This window comes from Buchnera aphidicola (Aphis gossypii), from assembly GCF_013394915.1.
Taxonomy (GTDB): Bacteria; Pseudomonadota; Gammaproteobacteria; order Enterobacterales; family Enterobacteriaceae; genus Buchnera; species Buchnera aphidicola_AZ.
Genome location: NZ_CP056771.1, coordinates 415,362 through 440,769 on the forward strand (window position 1 = coordinate 415,362; position 25,408 = coordinate 440,769).

Sequence of the window (25,408 nt, forward strand, 5' to 3'; positions counted from 1 at the left end):
GTTTTAAAAGACTATAAAAATAACTTAAAAATTAATAAATAAAAGTTTTTATAATTTGAAATTATTAACAATTCAATCATTGATACTAATATATTTATATATTTAATTATATTATAATTAATAAAAATTAAAAAAATTACATAATTATAGAGATTTTTTTAATGACATATAAAATATTATCTGCATCTATTATATATATTAATGAAGACATGATAAATCAGCGAATTGATAATTTTTTGAAAAAAAAATTTAAAAATATACCAAAAAGCATGATTTATCGTATTATTAGAACAGGAAAGATTCGAGTTAATAAAAAAAGAATTAAACCAAATTATAAATTAAAAATTGGAGACAACCTAAAAGTTCCTCCAATAAAGATTTTCGTAGAGGAAAAAAAATACTGTAATATTCATCATTATCAAACAAATCTATCAAATAATATACTTTATGAAGATAACTATTTATTAATAATTAATAAACCTTCTGGCATTGCAGTTCATGGTGGTAGTGGTATTAATTTTGGGGTTATAGAATATTTTCGAAAAATTCGTCCGTTAGAAAAATTCCTTGAACTTGTACATCGTATTGATCGAGATACATCAGGTATATTAATTTTAGCAAAAAAAAGAACATCTCTTATATCTATGCATCAACAAATAAGAGAAAAAAAAATAAAAAAAGAATATATTGCATTAGTACATGGATTATGGCCTTATGATTTGCAAAAAATATCAAAACCTTTATTAAAAATTAATTTTAAAAATAAACAAAAAAAAATGTTTATTAATAATTATGGAAAAGTTTCTGAAACTTATTTTAAAATAAAAAAACAATATTCTTGTACCACATTAATGTCTATTTTCCCAAAAACAGGAAGAACACATCAAATTAGAGCACATACATCATATGCAGGACATCCAATATTATTTGATAAGCGTTATGGAAATTTAAATTTAGATCAATTAATAAAAAATAAAATAAACTCTAGTAGACTTTTATTACATGCTATTTCGATTGATTTTGTACATCCAAACAACAATAAGATATTGCATATACAAGCACCATTAGATATGAATATTAGAAATTTTTTACAAAATCTTGTATGATATATTAAACAAGAAATTTGTTTTAATTAAAAAATATTTACAGAGAAAAAATTATATGGCCGTTCAAAAAAATAAACCTACTCGCTCTAAAAGAGGGATGCGTCGCTCACATGATAGTTTAAAAAAAATAACGTTATCTATAGATAAAACATCTGGAGAGACACATATTCGACATCACATCACTCAAAAGGGATTTTATAAAGGTAAAAAAGTTATTTAAAAAAATATAATAACGGTATTTAAAAAATACCGTTTGATAAAAGAATGAATTATTAAATTTTATTTATAAAATTTAATTATTTGTTTAAATAAATCTTTTATTTGAATAAAAAGGTTATTTGAATGTACTTGTTTGCTATGTTATTTCCAGGACAAGGCGTCCAATATATAAATATGTTATCTAGTTTTTTAAAAAAAGAGAAAATTTTTCAAGATATTTTCGAAGAAGCGTCAGAATGTCTAGGATATAATTTACTAAAATTGATAAGAGAAGGTCCGTTAGACAAAATAAATCATAGTAAATATACACAACCAACAATATTAACTGCATCAGTTGCAATTTATAAATTTTGGAGAAAATGTAATGGAATAAATCCATCATTTATGTCTGGCCATAGTTTAGGTGAATATTCTGCATTAGTTTGTTCTAAAGCTTTAAAGTTTACAGATGCGTTAAAAATTGTTTCTTTGCGCGGAAAATATATGCAAAAAATAATTTTAAATGAATCATATTTAGTAAAAGCTATAATTGGTTTAAACAAAAAAATCATTAAAAAAATTTGTGATAAATATACATCTAATACTGTTTCTATTGCAAGCATCAACTCAGATAATCAAATAATTATTTCAGGAAATAAGTTGGATGTATACCAAGCGAGTTTAGATTGTAAAAAATATGGAGCTAAATTTATTTTTGATGTCAATCTTAACATACCAGTGCATAGCTATTTAATGAAACCAGTATCTAAAAAAATTGAAAGTATACTAAAAAACATTAAAATTAAAAAACCTACAATACCTGTTATTAATAATGTAGATGTAAAATGTGAAAATGATAGTCAAAACATTAAAAAAGCATTAGTAAAACAAGTATATAAAACTGTAAGATGGAAAGAAATAATAGACTTTATACAATCAAAAAATATTTTTACCATGCTAGAAGTTGGACCAAATAATATTTTAACTAATTTAAATAAAAATAATGTTAATTTAATTTCTTTTAATACAAGTAATAAAAAATGTTTTTTTCATGCTTTTCAACAAATCAACTAAAACAATGAAAAATTTAAAAAAAACAGCTTTAGTAACAGGCGCAAATAAAGGTATTGGAAAAGCAATAGCTATAAAATTGATAGAACAAGGGATAAAAGTTATTGGCACATCTACTACTCAATATGGAGTTCAAGTAATAAATACATATTTAAAAAAAAACGGTTTTGGTTTAATTTTAGATTTAAAAGATACTCATTCTATTTCAGAAAAAATTAAAGAAATTTATAAAAAAGAATGTTCTATTGATATATTAATTAATAATGCTGGAGCAAAATCAGACAAACTATTAATTAATATGAGCAATGAAGCATGGGAAGATATAATAAAAATTAATTTAACATCTATATTTTACACTTCTAAAGCAGTTATTCGTTCAATGATCAAAAAAAAAGAAGGGCGTATAATCACAATTAGCTCTATTATTGGTTATACAGGAAATAAAGGCCAAATTAACTATAGTTCTGCAAAAGCAGGTCTTATTGGGTTTCATAAAACATTAGCATTAGAAGTTGCGTCAAAAGGAATCACTGTCAATATTATTGCCCCAGGACTTATTCAAACAGAATTTATTAAAGATTTAAATATATTTCAATATAAGAATTATTTATCTAAAATTCCAATGAAACGATTAGGTACAGTAGAAGAAATAGCAGATGCTGTTATATTTTTGTCTTCTAAAAAAGCCTCTTATATTACTGGTCAAACGTTGCATATCAATGGTGGTATGTACATGTAAATTTTATATTACGTAAAATAAAACATTTAAAAGTGAATAACATGAAAAACATTGAAAAGAAAATAAAGACCATTATTTCTAAAAAATTAGATATAAAAACAGATAATATTACTAAAAATTCTTCATTTTTAGAGGATCTTGGAGCGGATTCATTAGATGTTGTTGAATTAATTATGACTTTGGAAGAAGATTTTAGTATAGAAATATCTGATAATGAAGCAGAAAAAATTAAAACAGTACAAAACGCTGTGGATTTTATTAATAATAAACTAAAAAATTAAAATTATTAAATACCACTTAAAATGAATTTATATTAGATATCTAAAAAAAATAATGATAAAAAATAAATTTATTGTAATTGAAGGATTAGAAGGCGCAGGAAAAACCAATGCATGTCTTTATGTGCAGAAAACTTTAAAAAAAAATAATATTAAAAATGTTGTATTAGTTCGTCAACCAGGTAGCACACCTATCGCAGAAAAAATAAGAAAATTAATTAAAACATATTATACAGAAAAAATTACTAGAGAAACAGAATTACTATTAGTATATGCAGCAAGAATGCAGCTAGTTGAAACAATTATAAAACCTGCATTACAACGAGGAGATTGGGTTATTTCAGATCGTCACGACTTATCTTCTTTAGCTTATCAAGGTGGAGGTTTAGGTATTAGTGAACATATTATTAATCAGTTGAAAAATTTATTATTGAAAGATTTCACTCCTGATTTAACTTTATATTTAGACGTCAAACCTGAAACTGGTTTAAAAAGAATATTAAAAAGAAGTCCATTAGATAGAATAGAAAATCGGTCTTTAACATTTTTTAAAAAAACAAGAAAAAGCTATTTAAACAATATAAAATGTAATAAAAAAATTATTAAAATTGATGCTAATTTAGATATTAAAAACGTTACTCATAATATCAAAAAACAACTATTAAAATGGCTTCAAAAACAATTCATATGAAATACTACCCTTGGTTAGTGAACCCGTATAAAATAATTATCAAACAACATCAAACTAAAAAAACACATCATGCATTTTTAATAAAAACTATAAAAGGACTGGGAGTATGTGAATTAATTTTAAAAATTAGTAAATGGTTGTTATGCAATCAAAAAAATGGAATTAAATATTGTAAGAAATGTCATAGTTGCCAATTAATGCTATGTGGAAACCATCCAGACTGGCACCAATGTATTAAAAATAAAGATGATATAATTACCATTGACCATATTCGAAAAATCAATGAAAAAATATTTAAATATCCCAATCAAGGAAAAAATAAAATAATATTTTTATCCAATATTCAAAAAATGACAGAATCTGCAAAAAATGCATTGCTGAAAACATTAGAAGAACCACCAAAAAAAACTTGGTTTTTTTTAATAGATTATAATAATTTAAGAGTAAATTCTACACTACATAGTCGTTGTTTGATATATACATTGTTTCCTCCGCTAGAAAAAAAAAGTTTAAATTGGCTAAAAAATCAAAATTTATCAAATAAAATACTAAATTTAATTTCATTACGGATTAATCAAGGATCGCCAATATCTGCTAAAAAATTTATTAATAATGGTCTTTTAGAAGAAAGAAAAAATTTATTTTTATATTTTTTAAAATCTATTAAAAATCAAAATCTACTAAGAATGTTACCAATTTTATCTGTAAAGAATACTATATTAAAAATAGATTGGATCTGTTTATTGTTATTTGATGCTATACAATTATATTTTAATCAAAAAAAAAAATTAACTAATTTTGATCAATTTGAATTAATTCAATTTTTTTCTAGTAATTATCATTATTTGACTTTGCATCACAGTATTTATACATGGACTAAATGTAGATATAGGTTATTAAATGTACCTGGTATTAATAGCGAACTATTATTATTAGAACAATTACTTAAATGGGAAAAAATTTTAAGTTTTGTTATTTAATTTTAATTGTTGCATAATTTTTAAATGAAAAGAGATAAAATCATGTTTCTAATTGACTCTCATTGTCATCTTGACCAATTAAATTATGATTCATTACATGAAAATATAGAAGATATGTTAAAAAAATCAAATCAAAGTTATGTAAAAAAATTTTTAACAGTGTCTACTTCTATTAATAATTTTTATAACATAAAAAAATTATTTGATAAATATAATTCTATTTTTTATTCCTGCGGTGTACATCCTATATATTGTCAAAAAGAAATAAAAAATTTTAAGAAATTAGAGTCACTATCAATAGACAAACGTGTAATTGCCTTAGGTGAAACAGGATTAGATTATTATTACTCACATGAAACAAAAAAAATACAGCAATATTTTTTTCGAAAACATATACAAATTGCAATAAATTTAAAAAAACCTATCATAGTTCACACACGAAATGCTATAAACGACACAATAAAGATATTAAAAGAGGAACATGCAGAAAAATGTGGAGGTATTATACATTCATTTACTGAAAATTACACAACAGCATTTAAATTATTAGACTTAGGATTTTATATTTCTTTTTCCGGAATCATTACTTTTAAAAATTCAATTGAATTAAGAAATACGTTAAAAAAAATACCATTAAAAAATTTACTAATTGAAACAGATTCTCCATACTTATCACCGACTCCACATAGAGGAAAAGAAAATCAACCAGCTTATTTAATTGATATAGCAAAACATATTTGTTTAATAAAAGAAATACATTTAAAAAAATTTTCTGAAATTATAAAAAATAATTTTTATACATTATTTAGATTTTAAAATAAAATATATTATTTGATTAATTTTATATTTTATATATACTTAGGAGTTTTTAATATGTTTAAAAATGTATTTTCAAGCCTTCAAAAAATTGGCAAATCACTTATGTTACCTGTTTCAGTATTACCAATAGCAGGAATATTGCTCGGTATAGGATCGGCTCATTTTAGCTTATTACCAGATACTATTTCTGAAATTATGGCTCAAACAGGAGGGTCTGTTTTTTCAAATATGCCACTAATTTTTGCAATCGGGGTCGCTTTAGGTTTTAGTAACAACGATGGTGTAGCAGCATTAGCAGCAGTAGTAGCATATAGCATATTGATTAAAACATTATCTGTAATAGAACCTAATACTATATTACATACAAAAATCGATGTAACAAAAAGTAAAAATTTTTCTGACATAGGGATATTAGGTGGTATTATAGCAGGAGGAATTTCTGCGTATATGTTTAATAAATTCTATAAAATTCAATTACCTGAATATTTAGGATTTTTTGCAGGAAAAAGATTTGTTCCTATTATCTCGGGATTATTTGCAATATTTATAGGATTAGTATTGTCTTTAATTTGGCCGTCAATTGCTATAAAAATTCAAATATTTTCTCAATGGGCTGCTTATCAAAATCCAATTTTTGCTTTTTCTTTATATGGTTTAGTAGAAAGAGCTTTAGTTCCATTTGGTTTACATCATATATGGAATGTTCCATTTCAAATGCAAATTGGAGAGTATACTAATTCTATTGGACAAGTATTTCATGGTGATATTGCAAGATATATAGCTGGAGATAGAACTGCTGGAAACTTATCAGGAGGATTTATTTTCAAGATGTATGGTCTTCCAGGAGCAGCTTTAGCAATTTGGCATGCAGCAAAAAAAGAAAATAAAAAAAAAATAGGAAGTATTATGATTTCTGCTGCATTAACAGCTTTTTTAACTGGAATTACAGAACCGATTGAATTTTCATTTATATTAGTTGCTCCAATATTATATGTTATTCACGCTTTCTTGGCAGGGTTATCTTTTCCATTATGTATTTTTTTAAATATGCGAGCAGGAACAAGTTTTTCACACGGATTTATAGATTTTATAGTACTAAGCGGACATAGCAGTAAATTATTTCTTTTTCCTATCGTTGGCATTTTATATGGTGCTTTATATTATATTATATTTTATTTTTTAATAATTACATTTGACTTGCAAACCCCAGGAAGAGAGAATAAAAGCAACAATGCTATAACAAAAAATAATGATGAGATAGCACCTGATATTGTTTATGCCTTAGGAGGAAAAGAAAATATTAAAAATTTAGATGCTTGCATTACAAGGTTACGTATTACAGTATTAGAAGTGTCAAAAGTTAATAAAGTTGCTTTAAAAGATTTAGGAGCAGCAGGGGTGGTAATATCAGGGTTAGGAGTACAAGCGGTTTTCGGAACTAGATCTGAAAATATTAAGACAGCGATAGATGAATATATAAAAAATAAATAAAAAAATAGGGTGAGTAAAACGTAACTCGCCCAATAATTGACGTATTTTATAAAAACATTTAAATATAAATATTTTATTATGAATAATGACTTAATTTTCCAAAAAATCATAAAAAAAGAAATTTCATCAAATATTTTGTATCAAGATAATATAGTCACGGCTTTTGATGATATAAATCCAAAAGCTCCTATACATATATTAATTGTACCAAATTGTGTAATAAAAACAGCAAATGAAATAAATAAAAAAAATAAGAACATTATTGCACATATGTTTTATATTGCAGTTAAAATTGCTAAAAAGAGAAATATTAGTGAAGATGGATATAAAATTATTATTAATTGCAATAAAAATGGAGGGCAAGAAATTAATTATTTACATATGCATTTATTAGGTGGAACTAAGTTAAAAACATTATATTAAATATAATTCTTTTGAAAAGGTAATTATTTAAATAGTAATTGAATATTTGCATATATTATTTTATTTTCACCTATAGCTGTTTATTTTTTAAAAAAGAAGTTTTCTAAAAAATATATTAATTATAAATAATTATGAAAATTTTTAATAAAGTAGAACTTTCTACTAAAATGTACAGTATAAAATATATATTTTATATTGAAAAAAAATATATTTTACTTCTTATAAATCAGTAGAAAGTTCTAAACTTTACTTTTTATATAAAAATTTTTTCAAAAAATTTATTTAAAAAAATTACTTAACGTAAAATTAAAATTGGTAAACTAATCCAGCACCAATAATATTATCTGTAGAAATTTTATTTGTTTTAATAAAATCATTTTCTTTTAACAAATTAATTTTATAATTCATATATGTTGAAATATTTTTATTAAACTCATAACGAGTAGAAATGTTAATTTGTTTAGCTAGACCTAGTTCACTTTTTTTAGAACTATGCATATTATAACCTTTAGAATCTAGATAACTTAAAGAAGGACGAAATCCAGATTTAAAAGTATATTCCGCGATGGCTTCAATATTTTGCGTTTCATTTATATAACTACTGCCATGAATGTTATGAGGTGTTAAATTTCTTGCAGCACCATAAAAAGCAGCAACATATATATTATTAGCATCATATTTAAAACCTAGTCCATACGAATTAACAGATTCATTCATTAAACTTTTACCTGTTGAAGAATGAGTTCTTTTAGATGTAAAACAGGATCCGATAGCAGTTAATCCTGAATCACTTTCATATTTTAAAGACGCACCCCAACCTGAATTATTTTTTTGACTTGGATGTCTATTTTTAGTTGCATCTTGATATTGTAATGCAAAACTAATACCATCAATTAAACCAAAAAAATTATCATTTCTATAAGTTAACAAGCTTCCATTTCTACCTACCATATAATTATCATTATATGCAAAAACACTATTATTTATAATATATGGAGCACGATTAATCAAAGACTCGACGTCATGAATAACACCATAATTTCTACCATAATCTATGGATCCTAAATTGCCATATTTCAAACCAGCATATCCTAAACGTATAGTATTATTTTGTTGTTGATTCATTAATTCTTCAGGCATAAAAAAATCAGTTTTATATTCAATTTTTGCATAACTAGAAAGTTTATTAGTAATATTAACTTTCCCAGATAACCCTAAAACAGCATTAGTGTTATCTTCCTTGGATGTAATTTTAGTAGATAAAAAACTATTAGAAAATTCATGATTAGGGTTTATAATTCCATATAACTCTAACTTATTACCATTTTTGTTAAAAATTTCCGCGGCTTTAACTGCACTGCTAGTCGCAAATAATATCGGTATTAAAATTGATAAAGATTTTTTTTTGTTCATATTTTTTAAATTACCTTGTTAGTAAATATAAATTAAACAATTATAAAAATAATTTGATATAAAAATTTATTTAAAAACGAGAGCTTTTGACAGTACGAGGAAATGGTATTATGTCTCTTACATTAGATACTCCAGTAATATAAGAAATAAATCGTTCAAAACCCATACCAAAACCTGAATGTTGAACAGTTCCATAACGCCTCAGATCTCGATACCACCAATACTCTTCTTTTTTAAGACCTAACTCTAATAAACGTAAATCTAATATTTCAATACGTTCTTCACGTTGAGATCCACCTATTAATTCACCAATACCTGGTACTAAGAGATCCATTGCAGCAACAGTTTTTTTGTCATCGTTTAGCCTCATATAAAATGCTTTTAATTCTTTTGGATAATCAGTTATTATTACAGGTCTTTTAAAGTGTTTCTCAACAAGAAAACGTTCATGTTCAGAATTTAGATCAGTTCCTGGATAAATGATTTTATCAAATTTATTTTGAGAATTTATTAAAATATTTATAGCTTCAGTGTACTTTATACGTATAAAATCTAATGATAAGAACTGTTCAAGACGATTAATTATATCACTATCGATATAATTTTTAAGAAATTTAATATCTGTCATACAGTCTTTTAAAACATATTTACAAATATGCTTCAACATTTCTTCAGAGAATTTAGATATTTCATCTAAATTTAAAAAAGATGATTCAATTTCTAACATCCAAAATTCTGCTAAATGACGAACAGTATTTGAATTTTCAGCTCTAAAAGTGGGTCCAAAAGTATATACTTTAGACATGGAGCAAGCATATGCTTCTAAGTTAAGCTGTCCCGAAACAGTTAAAAAAGACTCTTTTCCAAAAAAGTCTTTTTTAAAATCAACGGAGCCATTATCTTTTTTAGGAATATTTTTCATATTTAATGTTGAAACATTAAACATTTCCCCAGCACCTTCAGTGTTTAAATTAGTAATAATAGGTGTCGGAATCCAATAATATCCTTTTTTATTTAAAAATTGATGTAATAATTGAAATACATAGTTTCGTATTCTTACTATGACCCCAATTAAATTTGTTCTACCGCGCAAGTGTGCTACTTCTCGTAAATATTCTAAACTATGTTTTTTAGAAGAAATTGGATAAGTATCTGGATTTTCTATCCATCCTAATACTTGAACTTCTGTGGCTTTGATTTCATATTCTTGTTTTCTACCGGGAGACAAAACAAGATTGCCTTTAATTAATATAGAGCATCCAATAGTCAAACGAATTATTTCTTTATCATAGTTATATAAAGTATTATTAGCAATAACTTGTATAGAATGAAAGCATGATCCATCATATACTGTAATAAAAGAAAACCCAGATTTTGAACTTCTACGACTCTTAACCCATCCACATATACTAATTGCATCATTTAACATAGTATCATTTTTATATATTTTTGATATTGATACTGTATTCATAATTTTTTCCTTTATACTTCATCTCTTAAATAATATTTTTAGAAACAAATTTAATCAAAATCATTAATATTATTTTATATTTTTTAAAGGCAAATCAAATGCTTTAAACAACGATTGCATAAACGATTTATCTAAACAAAACATTTTACCAGGACTATCAGATATTTTTGCTACAGGTTTCCCATTACATTTAACTAGCTTGATTACAATATTTAATGGTTTTACATGTGGAATATCACAAGTTAATTTTGTTCCAATACCAAATATAATATTAATTTTCTTATTAAATTTTTTATATAAAGTTATAATTTTTTTAAAATTTAAATTATCCGAAAATAATAAAGTCTTACTAGAAGGATCAATGCCTAAACTTTGATAATGGTTTAAAGCTTTTTTAGCCCATTGTATTGGATCGCCTGAATCATGTCTCATTCCTTGATAAGATTTAGATAAAAATAAATTAAAATCGCGTAAAAAAGAATCCATTGTAATGCAATCTGTTAAAGCAATTCCTAGATGTTTTTTATATTGACACAACCATATTTTTAAAGCTAACGATTGACTATATTTTAAATTAGAACTAATTTGCTGGTGTGCTTGAAACCATTCATGTGCTTGAGTGCCTACTGGAGATAATTTTAAAACACGAGAGATATGATAGTTACTGGATCCAACTAAAAAAGGAAATTGTTGCTTCAATCTTTTTACAATAGAATATTGTACATTATACGAAAATCTGCGTCTTGTCCCAAAATCAATAATTTTTAAACGAGATAAATCTAAATTTTTAGTATAGTTAAAAAATTTTTTTAATTTTAAGTTTAAATAATCTACCGCAATGTTTGGTGTTACTTCAGGATAATTATTTTTGTGAAAAATCTCACTAATTAAAGACAAAATAGGGACTTCCCATAAAATTACTTCTTTCCATAACCCAGCAATTCGAATGCGCAATTGACCATAATAATTATTTACTTTGACTTGAGTTATATTATATCGAAAATTTTTTAACCAATGTAAATATTCTTTTTTAAAGAATGGAAACGAATTCATATATAGATATTCTTCATGACTTAGAGATAAAGATTCCATCATATTAATTTGATCTAGTAAAGCATGTGAATAAGACCCTAGTATATTAGGACCTCTGCAAATAAATTCTGCAACAACATCAACATTTTTATAGAAAAAAAACACTGCTTGTTGCATATGAAGTTTATATGCGTCATTATCGAGTAATGTTTTTACTATTGGATAATTATATTTTTTCATAGTATATCTATTTTAGAGTACTTTTTTTGTATTATGTTAATTACTATATAATTTTTAATATTAAATTATTTATAAAATTCATATAAAAATATAGCATAAATAAGAAAGTTATCAATTTTGAAACATCTACTTATTATAGCTTAATAATAATGTAAAAATTTTAATGTTGATTAGAATTATAATAAAACAATTATATTTTTTAAAATTAAAAAAATATTTGAAAAATACATATTTTATGTAGCAATTAAAAAGGAATTATAATGTTTTACTATTTAATACGTAAACTTTTATTTTTAATAGATCCTGAAAAATCGCATACATTAATGTTAAAATGTCTCAACCTTAAACACATAAAAATATTAATAAATTTATTTTTAAAACCCATTCCATCAGTTCCGATTAAATGTATGGGATTAAAATTTCCTAATAAAGTTGGTTTGGCTGCTGGAATGGATAAAAATGGTGAATATATAGACTTTTTTTCTAAACTAGGCTTTGGTTTTATTGAATTAGGAACAGTTACTTTATTGCCTCAAACAGGAAACTTAAAACCAAGAATGTTTCGAATAATTCAATCAGAAGCAATTATTAATAATATGGGATTCAATAATCTTGGTATAGAAAATCTTATCTATAATATCAAAAAATCAACATTTAAAGGGATAATCGGAGTTAATATAGGAAAGAATAAAAATACTTCTATTAATAATGCAATCAACGACTATTTAATATGTATAGAAAAAATATATTGTTATACTCACTATATAACTATTAATATTTCTTCTCCCAATACAAAAAATCTAAGAAAGTTACAATATGGAGCATTATTTGAAAATTTACTAAAAAATATTAAAATAAAACAAGAGGAAATGCATAAAAAATATTCTAAATATGTACCAATAGCTATTAAAATTTCACCAGATTTATTAAAAAATGAAATAATTTATATTGCCAAACAGTTAATTAAATTTAATATAGATGCAGTTATCGCAACTAATACAACTACCAATCATTTTTCTATATATAAAAAAATAAAAGGTAAAAAAATTAAAGGAGGTCTCAGTGGCTTACCTTTACAAAAAAAAAGTAATGATGTAGTTTCAATATTACATCAACAACTTAAAAAAAAATTCCTATAATTGGAGTAGGTGGAATTAATTCTTTAAATGCAGCAAAAGAAAAAATAAATTTAGGAGCTGATTTAATACAAATATATTCTGGGCTTATATATCACGGCCCAAAATTTATTAGAAATATAATTAAAAAATTATAAAATATTTCATATTTATAAAAATTTTGATTTAAAAAATAAACAGTATTAATTATTTTAAATCAAATATTTAAAAAATATATTTTCGAAAATAATTTACATTATAAAACATAAAAAAGATTATGAACTATTTATATGCAAGCACAAATTTAGGATGTGAAAAATTATTAAAAAACGAACTTATTTTTTTAGGAGCAAAAAATTTACATATTATTAAAGGAGGTATTTATTATGAAGGTGAGGATTTACTATTATACCGAAGTTTAATATGGAGTCGAATTGCTTCTAAGATTTATATATGTATTAAAAAATTTATTATTAATAGTAATCATGATTTATATACTAATACTTATCAGATTGATTGGGATAAAATTTTATATTTCAACAATACATTTTTAGTAAAATTTAAAGGAAACAACGATATTATTAAAAATAGTTTATTTGGAGCGTTAACTATAAAAAATGCAATTTTAGATCAATTTTATGAAAAATATTCTATATATCCTAATATTAATCTTATTAATCCTGATATTAGTGTTCAAGCATTATTAACTAACAACAGAATAAATATTATGTTAAATTTATCTGGTAATTCTTTAAGTCAAAGAGGTTACCGAAAATTTTCAAATATTACATCATTAAAAGAAAACTTAAGCGCAGCAATTGTATTAAGTTCCGCATGGAAAAAAAATATTCCTTTAATAGACCCTATGTGTGGTTCTGGGACTTTTTTAATTGAAGCAGCTATGATTTACTCTAACAGAGCGCCAGGATTAAAAAGAAATAAGTGGGGTTTTCAATTTTGGAAAGGATATAACAATTTTTTATGGAATGAAGTTCTTAATGAAGCAAATAAAAAATTTGAAATGAGCATAAAAAAATGTCATAAAAATTTATTTATTGGATTTGATTATAATCAAAAAATTATAGAACAAGCAAAAGAAAATGCATTTAATGCAAACGTATTAGAAATTATTCAATTTTCAAAATCTAATTTAAATAACATTACCAACCCATACAAAAATAAAGAAATGGGAGTATTATTAAGTAATCCACCGTATGAAGAAAAAGAAAATACTGAAAGCGAGCTAGTAGCATTATATATTCAAATTAGTTTTATGTTTGAAAAACATTTTAAAAATTGGAAACTATCAATATTTACTGCATCAGAATTTTTGTCAAGTTTTTTACAAATACAAGCTTATGAAACATTTTCTTTTAAAAGTGGTTCATTAAACTGCTTTTTAAAAAATTATAAAATATTGTCAGAAAGACTAAATCATAAAAACAAAGAATATGAAAACAGATTAAAAAAGAATATTAAAAAATTAAAAAAATGGAATGACTGGAAAAAAATAGACTGTTTTCGCATATATGATCAAGATATACCAAGTTATAAAATTGTTGTAGATATGTACAAAAATTGGTTAGTAATTCAAGAATATCAAGCTCCAAAAGAAATAAACATACATGATTCTTATAAAAGATTATGTCATGCAATTTATTATACAAAAGAAATATTATCTATTCCAATTAATAATATAGTATTTAAAACAAGAAAAAAACAAAAAAAAAAATTACAATATCAAAAACTTTTTAATAGCAAAAAATTTTTTATAATCCAAGAATATCATGCAAAACTATTAGTAAATTTATTTGATTATGTAGATACTGGATTATTTTTAGAGCATCGACGTGTAAGAAAGCTTATAAGTACAATGTCATACGGTAAAGATTTTTTAAATTTATTTGCATATACCGGTAGTGCAACTGTTTTTGCCGGATTAGGAGGTGCCAAAAGTACAACTACTATCGATATATCTAATACATATATACAATGGTCTATGAGAAACATGTCAATTAACAATATCATTGGAATACAACATTCTTTTATTCAATCAAACTGTTTGGAATGGATTAGATCAACTTATCAAAAATTTGATTTAATATTTATTAATCCACCAACTTTCTCAAATTCAAAAAAAATGAAACAAGTTTTTGAATTGAAAAAAGATTATCTTGACTTATTAAATATTTTAAAAAAAAATTTACGAGAAAATGGCTATATTATTTTTTCAAGTTCTACAAACAATTTTAAATTAAATTTTGATAAAATCCATCAAATGAAACTATATGTGAAAAATATTACTCATTTAGTGCAATCAAAAGATTTTTTAAATAAAAAATATTACTCCTGGCTAATACAACATATACAATGAATTTTAAATGAGAAAACTATGAATTTCATTAGCATAAAAGATGCTTCTTTATCATTTAGCAATTTAGAAATACTAAAAAATACTTCTTTTTATTTAAATAAAAATGAACGTGTTTGTTTAACTGGAAAAAATGGAGCGGGAAAGTCAACTTTATTAAAAGTCATTAATAAAAAACAAGATTTAGATTCGGGTTTTGTTATCTATAGAAAAAATATTAAAATATCATATTTATCTCAAAAAAATTTAGATCATTTTAATATTTCAATTTTCGAATTTATTAAAAAAAAATTTAAAAAAATTAATCCTTATGAGATTCTAAAAATAGAAAAAATCATTGAAATATTAGATCTTAAAAAAAATACTTTACTTTCAGAATTATCTGGTGGATCATTAAGAAAAATTGCATTAGGCGCTGCATTAGTACATGAACCTGATATATTACTATTGGATGAACCCACTAATCACCTGGATATCAATACAGTAAGATGGTTAGAAAATTTTTTAAAAAAATTTTCTGGAAGTATTGTATTTATATCACATGATAGATTTTTTATTGACAATATATGCACAAGAATCGTTAATCTTGATCGAGGGAAACTCACATCATTTCCAGGGGATTATAAAAAATTTGTTATATTAAAAAATAAAAATTATGAAATCGAAAAAATTCAAAAAAAGTTGTTTGATCAAAAATTAGAAAAAGAAGAAATTTGGATTAAACAGGGAATTAAAGCACGAAGCACAAGAAATGAAGGTAGAGTCAAGAATTTAGAAAAGTTAAGGAAAGAAAATGAAAATTATAAAAAAATAGAAAAATTTGAAAATATTTTAATTAATGAAATCAAAGATTATTCGGGAAAAATAATGTTTGATTTAAAAAATATAAATTTTTGCATAGAAAACAGAAATATTATTCAAAATTTTTCTTCAACAATACGATATGGTGATAAAATAGGATTCATTGGAAATAGTGGTTCCGGTAAGAGTACTATGATAAAAATACTGATAGGAGAAAATAAAGTTCAAACAGGATATTTTTATGCAAATAAAAAGCTAAAAATCGGATATTTTGATCAAAATCGAACAATATTAAATCCTAAAAAATCTATTTTAGATAATATTAATGAAGGACAAAATAAAATAGTAATCAATGGGAAAGAACAATATTTAATAGGATACTTAAAAAAATTTTTGTTTCAACCATATGAATTACAACGATTAGTAAAAACTTTATCCGGCGGAGAATGCAATAGATTGCTTTTAGCTAAATTATTTTTAAAAAAAAATAACATATTAATTCTTGATGAACCTACAAATGATTTAGATTTAGATACATTAAAATTATTAGAGAAAATTATTATTCAATATTCTGGAACTGTTTTGATAGTAAGTCATGATAGAAAATTTATTCAAAATACAGTCAATAAATATTGGATATTCAAAGGAGATGGATTTATCACTAAACACTTAGGTATATATAATGACTTAATAGATAAACAAATCAAAAAAGATAAAAGTAAAAAAAATATACATATATTAAATAAAAAATTAAAATCACCAAGTAAAAATAAGCTAAAAAATGAAACAGAAAAAATATTAAATCAAATCGAAAAAATAGAAAAAAATATTAAAATTCTACAAAATAAAATAAATCAACCTGAATTTTTTAAGAAAAATTTTATCAATCAATTACCTGTATTAAAAGAGTTAAATTTAGAAGAAAAAAAATTAGAAAAAAAAATAACATATTGGGAAAATTTAGAAAAAAATATAAATAATTTAAATAATTAATTTAAAATTAAATATTATTTATCTTAATGAAATATTATATCTTTTCATACAGTTAAAAGAGCAACAATTTCTAAAATTGATTTCACAGTTATGACATTGAATAAATAATAGATGACATAAATTAAAAGCACAATTTACATAATTATCTGAAGGCTTATTGCATTGCTTACAAAGAGATAAAACATCTTCTGATATCTTTTCACTCATTCGATTATCAAATACAAAGTTTTTTCCTTTAAATAAAATAGGTAATCTATTTTTTTTCGCTTGGTTCACATACCCAATAATTCCACCTTTTATATGATAAACGTTCTTAAAACCATTAAAGATCATCCAAGATGTCGCTTTTTCACAGCGAATTCCACCTGTACAATACATTACTATATTTTTATCTTTAGCATAACTCATAGTTTTTATTACATTTTTTAACTGTTCTCGAAAAGTGTTGCTTTTAATTTCTATAGCATTAGGAAATCGACCTATTTTGTATTCGTAAGAATTTCTCATATCAATAAATATGATTTCTTTATTTTTCAGCATTAAATTAACTTTTTCTGCATTAATATATATTCCAACATTTTTAAATTTAAATAAAGGATCCTGAATGCCATCATTTACAATCTTTTTTTTAACCTTTACAGAAAAAACCCAAAATGCATATACATTATTCAAATGAAATGTTTTGTTAATATGTAAATTATTTAGTTCTGGATCAAATTGATATAAAAACTTTTTAAAATTCGAATACATATAAATAGGGATACTAATTTGAGCATTTATTCCTTCATAAGCGATATACACTCTACCTAATATTTGATATTTCAGAAAATTTTTATAAATTTGATCTCTATAACTTTTGGGATCTTGAACATAAAAATATTTGTAAAATGAAAGAATCAAACGCGGTTCTTTTTTCAAAAAAATATCATTTCTTAATGCTTTTTTAGAACTATAATTATGTAAAATTGACATAATAAACCTATACTATTTAGAAATAAATCCTATATTTTTTCACGAGACGAATTATTTTTATTTAAAAAATTATTAAAAATTTTTATTTGAGAAGATAACTTAGAATATATTTGATTTAAATTTTTTAATTTTTCCTGTTCTTTTATTATAATATTTCGAGGGGCATGACGTAAAAAATCTTTATTTAATATTTTTTCTTTTACAGATACAATTTTTAATGTGATATTTTTTATTTCTTTATTTAATCTTTTCAATTCAATTTTTTTATCTATTATATTAAATATAGGAATTAAAATTTCTACGCCATCAATAATTTTTTTAATAGATAATACAGGTTCTTTATATTTTTTAGAAACAACTTCAATTTTATCTAAATGAACTATATTTTTTAATAACAAAAAGTTTTCTTGAATAATTTTTTCTTGATCAAAAGAAACATTTTTCAGAAATAATGATAATAATGTTTTTGTGGAAATGTTCATCTCGGCTCTAATATTTCTTAGAGAAATTATTATTTTTTTTATCCAACTCATATCTGATAAAATTTTTTCATTGAAAAATAAATGATTATATTTTGGGAACGGTTGAAGCATAATTGTTTTTTCTTTAATATTTTTAATTTTTTTAATACGCTGCCAAATAGTTTCAGTAATAAAAGGTATAATGGGATGTAGCAATTTCAAAAGTTGCTCTAAAATATCAACTAAAATATTTTTAGTGTAATATACATCCTGAGATGAACCAAATTTTATAATTAGTTTAACAAATTCTAAATACCAATCACAAAAAGTATTCCAAGTAAAATCATATAAAATATTTGCTGAAACATCAAATCGATAACTATCTAATGAATTTCTATATAATTTTACTACTTTGTTAAATTCTATTAAAATCCATTTATTTATAAAAAGCATGTTATCATTTATTTTAAATGAAAAAAAATGATGATTTTTTGTATTTATTAAAACAAATCGACTAGCATTCCAAAGTTTATTACAAAAGTTTCGATAGCCTTTCAATCTGCTCATATCCCATTTTATATCACGTGTATTAGAAGCTAAAGCGCAAAATGTAAAACGTAATGCATCTGTACCTGTCGGACTAATTCCATTAGGAAATTGCTTTATAGTACGTTCTTTAATTTTACGGGATAACTGTGGTCGTAATAAATTATTTGTTCTTTTTTTAATTAAGTTATTCAAAGTAATACCGTCTATCATATCTAATGGGTCAATAACATTTCCTTTTGATTTCGACATTTTTTGACCTTCTTCATCACGTATTAAACCTGTAATATAAACATTTTTAAAAGGTATCTGAGATATACCAAAATTATCTTTAACAAGATACATAGTCAACATAATCATTCTAGCAATCCAGAAAAAAATAATATCAAAACCACTGACTAAAACATCAGTTGAATGAAAAATTTTTAAAAATTTTGTTTTTTTAGGCCAACCTAATGTAGAAAAAGTCCATAATCCAGATGAAAACCAGGTATCTAAAACATCTTCATCTTGAGTTAATTTTATATCATTTGATATATTGTAATTTTTTCTTATTTCACTCTCATTGTGTCCAACATATATGTTTTTTTTGCAATCATACCAAACTGGAATACGGTGACCCCACCATAATTGACGTGAAATACACCAGTCTTCAATATTATTCATCCAAGATAAATACATAGTTTCATATTGTGGTGGGATAAAATTAATTTTTTTTTCTTTGACCACAGAAATAGCTAAATTAGCTAATTTTGATGTTTTCAAATACCATTGATTAGTTAACATAGGTTGAATAATTACGCCGCTTCTATCACTATGAGGTGTCAGAATATCACATTCTTCAACTTTTTCTAGCAGCCCTATTTTTTCTATTTCCTTAATCACTTTGATTCTCGCGGAAATAATATCTAAATTTTGAAATTTACTTGGAACTAATGAACTATGTATATCAGATATTTGACCTTTATAATTGTAAATATCAAAATTTTTTTTAATCTTACCATCAAATGTAAAAATATTAATCATTGGTAACTGATGACGTAATCCTACTTTATAATCATTAAAATCGTGTGCGGGTGTAATTTTGACACAACCTGTTCCTTTTGTTAAATCTGCATATTTATCTGCAACAATAGGTATGATTCTATTTACTAACGGGCATATAACAAATTGACCAATAAACTGGTTATAGTTTTCATCTTTGGGATTAACAGCTAAAGCTGTATCTCCTAGCAATGTTTCAGGTCTAGTTGTGGAAACTGTTAAATATTTAATCTGATGATTATTTTTTTTTTGATTAAAAAAAATAGGATATCGAATAAACCATTTTTTACTTTTTATTAAACGATGCTCTACTTCTAAATCAGAAATAACTGTTTCTAATTTTGAATCCCAATGTACTAATCTTTTTTTTTGGTATATTAAATTATCCTTATAAAAAATAATGAAAGCTTCTTTAACAGCATGGCAAATATCGGGATCTAAAGTAAATTTTTCGCGATCCCAATCAACAGAATTTCCTAAACGTCGCATTTGTTTTGTAACAATTACATTATATTTATTTTTCCATGACCATATTTTTTCAACAAAATCATTCCTATGATAATCCTTTTTATTTTTATTTTCTGTAAGATATATATGACGCTCTACTAATACTTGTGTTGCTATTCCAGCATGATCTGTTCCGACTTGCCATAATGTATTTTTTCCTTGCATTCTATGATAACGAATCAGTATATCCATAATAGTTTGTTGAAATGCATGCCCCATATGCAAATTTCCAGTAATATTAGGAGGTGGCATCATAATACAAAATGATGGCTTAGTTAAATCGTTACTAGGTTTAAAATATCCATTTTTTTCCCAAAAATCATATAAAGATTCTTCAATATCTTGAGGATTATAAGTTTTTTCCATTGTATTTAATTATTATCTATTAAAAAGTAATATGTTTAATTGAATGTAAAACATTTTGAAATTATTTAACATTCATTCAAGTTTGATATGTTTAACAAAAACTGAGATAAAAGCTCGACAGGACGACCTGTAGATCCTTTATTCATACCAGATTCCCAAGCAGTGCCAGCAATATCTAGATGTGCCCAATAATATTTTTTTGTAAATTGAGACAAAAAAAATGCTGCTGTTATTGCTCCAGCTCCTTGATTCCCAACATTAGAAAAATGGGCTATATTAGATTTTATGTCTTGCGCGTATTCATCAAACAAAGGTAATTGCCAAACTTTATCATCTGTTTGTTGAGCAGCTTTTTTTAAATCATTAGTTAAAATTTCATTATTAGAGAATAAACCAGTAACATAATGTCCTAATGCTGTAACGCAAGCCCCAGTTAAAGTGGCAACGTCAATTACTATATTAGGTGAAAAACGTTCCACGTATTTAAATACATCACATAAAACTAAACGTCCTTCAGCATCTGTATTTAAAACTTCTACTGTTTTTCCAGACATAGTATTTAGAACATCTCCAGGTCTAAATGAACTTCCTCCTGGCATATTTTCACAACCAGCTAAAACTCCAATAACATTTAAAGGTAAATTCAACTCAGCAGCTGTAATCAGCGCCCCATAAACAGCAGCTGCACCACACATATCATACTTCATTTCATGCATATTTTGGGAAGGTTTGATAGAAATACCTCCAGAATCAAATGTTAATCCTTTTCCTATTAATACAATAACTTTTTTATTAAAAGTATTTTTTTTAGAATATTTAATCACGGACATATATGGCTTGTTTTTTGAACCATTTCCTACCGCTAAATAAGCATGCATACCTAAAATTTTCATCTTCTCAGAATCAATTGTTGTAACTTCAATATTGTCTTTATATGTATGAGATAATTTTTTTGCTTCCAGGGATAAATATAGTGGATTACAAATATTAGGAGGTAAATTACTTATTTTTTTTGCAGCGGTTAATCCTAAGCTAATAGCTTTAGCGTGTTTTAAAGCAGTTTGAGCTGATAAAAGTAAATTTTTATCTTTTATATTAAATGTAATAGATTTTAAGTAAATTTCCTTTTTAAAAAACGTGGTTATTTTAAAAATTTTTTTATGAATATCACTGATTATTTTCCGAATAAACCAATATGTCTGATTCTTACAAAAATATAGTTCATTTAAAGAAAAAAAAACATGTTGAATAGAGCTTTTATTTAAAACCGGGATAGCATTTTTAATAATCTTAGTTAAAAAACATAATTTAAAATTATTTTTTTCTCCACAACCTACTAATAGTATTCTCTTGGAGATAATATTTGGTACATTATATAGCAACAAATTTGTTCCTATTTCGCCATTAATATCTCCTTGATGAATTAGTTTGCTAATATAATCATTGCTATATTTATTTAAAATATCAGCAGAACTTGTTAATTCTAAAGATTTAAAAATACCAACAACTATACAATCTGTTTGTACTACATTTAAATCGAAGTTTTCTAAAAAAAAATTCATAATATATCTCTATAATTTTGTTTTTTATAGTTTATAATGTATAAAACAGTTAAAAATAATTTAATCCAAAAAATAATAAAATATTATATACTATAATAGTATGAAAATATTCAATCATTTAACATTTTTTATTAGTGTGATTTATATAGATATTTATAAACCCATTTAAATATAATTTTAAGAGAATTTAAATTATGAATTATCTTTACCAACGTGATTTTTTAAGATTATTAGACTTTTCTAATATTGAATTAGAAAAAATTATTATGTTATCTGAAAAACTAAAAAAAATAAAAAAAAATAATCAAGAAATTCAGTTATTGAAAAAAAAAAATATTGCCTTAATTTTTGAAAAAGAATCAACTCGTACAAGATGTTCATTTGAAATTGCTGCATTTGATCAAGGTGCACATGTTACCTATCTTGGACCGGGAAGTACTCATCTTGGTATAAAAGAATCTATTGAAGATACAGCGAGAGTTCTTAGTCGCTTATATGATGGAATTGAATATCGAGGTCATAGTCATAAAGTAATAGAAACTTTAGCAAGATACTCTAATGTCCCTGTATGGAATGGGTTAACTGAAAAATTTCATCCTACACAAATCATAGCAGATTTATTAACAATAAAAGAAATTTTTCCAAAAAAACAATTTTTTGAAATAAAATGCGCATATGTTGGTGATTCACATAATAATATAGCAAATAGCTTGCTAGAAGCTTCAGCTATTTTAGGGATAGAACTACGTTTAGTTTCTCCTAAAAAATGTTGGCCTGAAAAAAATATTTTAAATATATGTCAAGAAAAAGCAAAAAAAAATAAAAACAAAATAATATGTACTGAAAACATAAAAGAAGGTGTGAAAAATGTAGATTTTATTTATACAGATGTTTGGGTTTCTATGGGAGAGCCAGAAAAAATATGGAAAGAAAGAATAGCACTATTAAAAAAATACCAAGTTAATAAAAATATGTTAGATATGACTGATAATTCTTCAGTAAAAGTATTACATTGTCTCCCTGCACTGCATGATAAAAAAAATGCTATAGTTGAATCGATGTTAAAAGAGCATAATTTACAAGACGGAGTAGAAATTACAGATAGTATTTTTCAAAAAAATCAAAATATTATTTTCGAACAAGCAGAAAATAGATTGCATACTATAAAAGCTATTCTCATATCTAGTCTTGTTAAAAATATTACATTTTAATATAAAATATATAGTTTATAAAAAATTATTTGTTACTGTTTCTCATCTTTGTATAAAAATAACAATAACTACTTTTTCTTTCTCTACAATTAAGGAATTTAGAAGTTGAGAAACTCTCTATATAAAAAAAATATAATTTCAATAAATGATCTTAAACGTGATGAACTAGAATTAGTTTTAAAAAAATCTTCTATTTTAAAAAAAAAACCTGAACCCAGTTTACTAAAAAATAAAATTATTGCTAGTTGCTTTTTTGAAGCATCTACTCGTACACGCTTATCTTTTGAAACAGCAATTTTCCGATTAGGTGCTTCAACAATAGGTTTTTCTGATGACAGCAATATATCTTTAGGAAAAAAAGGAGAATCATTAGCAGATACTATCTCAGTAATTAGTTCGTATGTAGATGCCATTATTATTCGACATCCTCAGGAGGGATCAGCTCGTTTAGCTACTGAATTTTCTAATAATATACCAATATTTAACGCTGGAGACGGAGCAAATCAACATCCTACACAAACACTCTTAGATCTATTTACTATTCAAGAAACTCAATATCGACTTGATGATTTAAATATTGCGATGGTAGGTGATTTAAAATACGGAAGAACTGTGCATTCTTTAACACAAGCATTAGCTAAGTATAATAAAAATAAATTTTTTTTTATTTCTCCTGATGCATTAACAATGCCAAATTATATTAACGATATGCTTTTAGAAAAAGAAATTAGTTGGACAAGGTGTCAAAATATAGAGGAAGTTATTTCTGAAATTGATATTCTTTACATGACACGCGTCCAGAAAGAAAGACTTGAATCTACAGAATATGCAAATGCTAAATCAAAGTTTATATTAAATACTAAGATTTTAAAAAATGCACGTAGTAATTTAAAAATATTACACCCTCTACCTCGTGTAGATGAGATCGATTATGATGTTGATCATACACCTTATGCTTGGTATTTTAAACAAGCAGCAAATGGTATTTATGCGCGTCAAGCAATATTATCGTTAGTATTAATAGAAAATCATTTTTAATAAAACAATATGCAAATAAATAAACTACAAGTAGAAGCTATAAAATGTGGTAGCGTAATCGATCACATTCCATCTCAAATAGGCTTTAAACTATTATCTTTATTTAGATTTACAGAAACAGAAAAACGCATTACTATTGGTTTAAACTTGCCTTCTCAAAAATTAGGAAGAAAAGATATTATTAAAATTGAAAATACTTTTTTAAGTGCCGATCAAATCAATCAATTAGCTATTTATGCTCCATGTGCTACAGTTAACTATATTGATCAATACAACTTAGTAGGGAAAATATTTCCAAAATTACCTAAAAAAATAGATCGTATTTTAATTTGTCCAAATAGTAATTGTATTACTCATGATAATCTTATTAATTCTAGTTTTATTTTTGTTAAGAAATTAGACAAAAATATGAATTTGAAATGTAAATACTGTGAAAAAGAATTCTCTAAAAATATAGTTTTATCATAGA

General features: G+C 24.3%; 21 protein-coding genes and 1 pseudogene. 16 read left to right on the top strand and 6 right to left on the bottom strand.

The annotated features are described in order from the left end of the window. Nucleotides 1-161: 161 nt before the first annotated feature. The 10 genes from rluC (at nt 162) to HU701_RS02005 (ending at nt 7,796) form a co-directional block, all read left to right on the top strand. Complete coding sequence (gene rluC / locus HU701_RS01960) at nt 162-1,106, top strand: 23S rRNA pseudouridine(955/2504/2580) synthase RluC (RefSeq protein WP_158346450.1); 945 nt, start codon at nt 162-164, stop codon at nt 1,104-1,106. Nucleotides 1,107-1,161: 55 nt separating this feature from the next. Next, the gene (gene rpmF, locus HU701_RS01965) at nt 1,162-1,326 is read left to right on the top strand and encodes a 50S ribosomal protein L32 (RefSeq protein ID WP_158346451.1); all 165 of its coding nucleotides are present in this window, start codon (nt 1,162-1,164) and stop codon (nt 1,324-1,326) included. 122 nt (nt 1,327-1,448) lie between these two features. Then, on the top strand, nt 1,449-2,378 hold the full coding sequence (fabD, locus tag HU701_RS01970; protein ID WP_178919239.1) for an ACP S-malonyltransferase: 930 nt from the start codon (nt 1,449-1,451) through the stop codon (nt 2,376-2,378). A 4-nt stretch (nt 2,379-2,382) separates the two neighbouring features. Next, nucleotides 2,383-3,114 carry a 3-oxoacyl-ACP reductase FabG gene (gene fabG, locus HU701_RS01975; RefSeq protein WP_158346455.1) on the top strand — a complete coding sequence of 244 codons (732 nt, stop codon included), beginning with the start codon at nt 2,383-2,385 and terminating at the stop codon, nt 3,112-3,114. A 41-nt stretch (nt 3,115-3,155) separates the two neighbouring features. Further along, complete coding sequence (gene acpP / locus HU701_RS01980) at nt 3,156-3,395, top strand: acyl carrier protein (RefSeq protein ID WP_178919241.1); 240 nt, start codon at nt 3,156-3,158, stop codon at nt 3,393-3,395. Between the two features lie 52 nt (nt 3,396-3,447). Beyond that, entirely contained in the window at nt 3,448-4,083 is a 636-nt protein-coding gene (tmk, locus tag HU701_RS01985; protein ID WP_158346459.1) for a dTMP kinase, read from the top strand. After that, complete coding sequence (locus HU701_RS01990) at nt 4,059-5,063, top strand: DNA polymerase III subunit delta' C-terminal domain-containing protein (RefSeq protein WP_256868545.1); 1,005 nt, start codon at nt 4,059-4,061, stop codon at nt 5,061-5,063. Before tmk ends, HU701_RS01990 begins: the two co-directional genes overlap by 25 nt. Nucleotides 5,064-5,105: 42 nt before the next feature. Next, a complete protein-coding gene (locus HU701_RS01995) occupies nt 5,106-5,879 on the top strand; it encodes a TatD family hydrolase (protein WP_158346461.1) in 774 nt (257 codons plus the stop codon). 57 nt (nt 5,880-5,936) lie between these two features. Next, on the top strand, nt 5,937-7,373 hold the full coding sequence (ptsG, locus tag HU701_RS02000; RefSeq protein WP_178919243.1) for a PTS glucose transporter subunit IIBC: 1,437 nt from the start codon (nt 5,937-5,939) through the stop codon (nt 7,371-7,373). A gap of 78 nt (nt 7,374-7,451) precedes the next feature. Next, entirely contained in the window at nt 7,452-7,796 is a 345-nt protein-coding gene (locus HU701_RS02005; protein ID WP_158346465.1) for a histidine triad nucleotide-binding protein, read from the top strand. A gap of 306 nt (nt 7,797-8,102) precedes the next feature. On the opposite strand, the gene HU701_RS02010 is transcribed toward HU701_RS02005, so the two are convergent. From HU701_RS02010 to pncB, 3 genes are all read right to left on the bottom strand, one after another. Beyond that, nucleotides 8,103-9,209 (bottom strand): porin, encoded by a 1,107-nt coding sequence (locus tag HU701_RS02010; RefSeq protein WP_158346467.1) that lies wholly within the window; start codon nt 9,207-9,209, stop codon nt 8,103-8,105. A gap of 70 nt (nt 9,210-9,279) precedes the next feature. Next, nucleotides 9,280-10,680 (bottom strand): asparagine--tRNA ligase, encoded by a 1,401-nt coding sequence (gene asnS, locus HU701_RS02015; protein ID WP_158346469.1) that lies wholly within the window; start codon nt 10,678-10,680, stop codon nt 9,280-9,282. Between the two features lie 69 nt (nt 10,681-10,749). Then, nucleotides 10,750-11,952 carry a nicotinate phosphoribosyltransferase gene (pncB, locus tag HU701_RS02020; RefSeq protein WP_178919245.1) on the bottom strand — a complete coding sequence of 401 codons (1,203 nt, stop codon included), beginning with the start codon at nt 11,950-11,952 and terminating at the stop codon, nt 10,750-10,752. A gap of 260 nt (nt 11,953-12,212) precedes the next feature. Here pncB and pyrD point away from each other — a divergent pair. The 3 genes and pseudogenes from pyrD (at nt 12,213) to HU701_RS02035 (ending at nt 17,232) form a co-directional block, all read left to right on the top strand. After that, nucleotides 12,213-13,225: pseudogene (pyrD, locus tag HU701_RS02025) on the top strand (quinone-dependent dihydroorotate dehydrogenase). 119 nt (nt 13,226-13,344) lie between these two features. Continuing rightward, nucleotides 13,345-15,441, top strand: coding sequence for a bifunctional 23S rRNA (guanine(2069)-N(7))-methyltransferase RlmK/23S rRNA (guanine(2445)-N(2))-methyltransferase RlmL (rlmKL, locus tag HU701_RS02030; RefSeq protein WP_178919247.1), 2,097 nt, complete (start codon nt 13,345-13,347; stop codon nt 15,439-15,441). A gap of 18 nt (nt 15,442-15,459) precedes the next feature. Then, the gene (locus tag HU701_RS02035) at nt 15,460-17,232 is read left to right on the top strand and encodes an ATP-binding cassette domain-containing protein (RefSeq protein WP_178919256.1); all 1,773 of its coding nucleotides are present in this window, start codon (nt 15,460-15,462) and stop codon (nt 17,230-17,232) included. Between the two features lie 18 nt (nt 17,233-17,250). On the opposite strand, the gene trhO is transcribed toward HU701_RS02035, so the two are convergent. From trhO to HU701_RS02050, 3 genes are all read right to left on the bottom strand, one after another. After that, nucleotides 17,251-18,204, bottom strand: coding sequence for an oxygen-dependent tRNA uridine(34) hydroxylase TrhO (gene trhO / locus HU701_RS02040; protein WP_158346477.1), 954 nt, complete (start codon nt 18,202-18,204; stop codon nt 17,251-17,253). Nucleotides 18,205-18,233: 29 nt separating this feature from the next. Continuing rightward, nucleotides 18,234-21,128: a valine--tRNA ligase gene (locus HU701_RS02045; protein ID WP_178919267.1), complete on the bottom strand. Its 2,895-nt coding sequence runs from the start codon at nt 21,126-21,128 to the stop codon at nt 18,234-18,236. A 65-nt stretch (nt 21,129-21,193) separates the two neighbouring features. After that, nucleotides 21,194-22,690, bottom strand: coding sequence for a leucyl aminopeptidase (locus tag HU701_RS02050; RefSeq protein ID WP_158346481.1), 1,497 nt, complete (start codon nt 22,688-22,690; stop codon nt 21,194-21,196). A gap of 194 nt (nt 22,691-22,884) precedes the next feature. On the opposite strand from HU701_RS02050, the gene argF reads away from it, so the two are divergent. The 3 genes from argF (at nt 22,885) to pyrI (ending at nt 25,407) form a co-directional block, all read left to right on the top strand. Further along, on the top strand, nt 22,885-23,901 hold the full coding sequence (gene argF / locus HU701_RS02055) for an ornithine carbamoyltransferase (protein WP_158346483.1): 1,017 nt from the start codon (nt 22,885-22,887) through the stop codon (nt 23,899-23,901). 105 nt (nt 23,902-24,006) lie between these two features. Beyond that, entirely contained in the window at nt 24,007-24,939 is a 933-nt protein-coding gene (gene pyrB / locus HU701_RS02060) for an aspartate carbamoyltransferase (protein ID WP_178919269.1), read from the top strand. 9 nt (nt 24,940-24,948) lie between these two features. Then, nucleotides 24,949-25,407 (top strand): aspartate carbamoyltransferase regulatory subunit, encoded by a 459-nt coding sequence (pyrI, locus tag HU701_RS02065; protein WP_158346486.1) that lies wholly within the window; start codon nt 24,949-24,951, stop codon nt 25,405-25,407. The last annotated feature ends 1 nt before the right edge of the window (nt 25,408 follow it).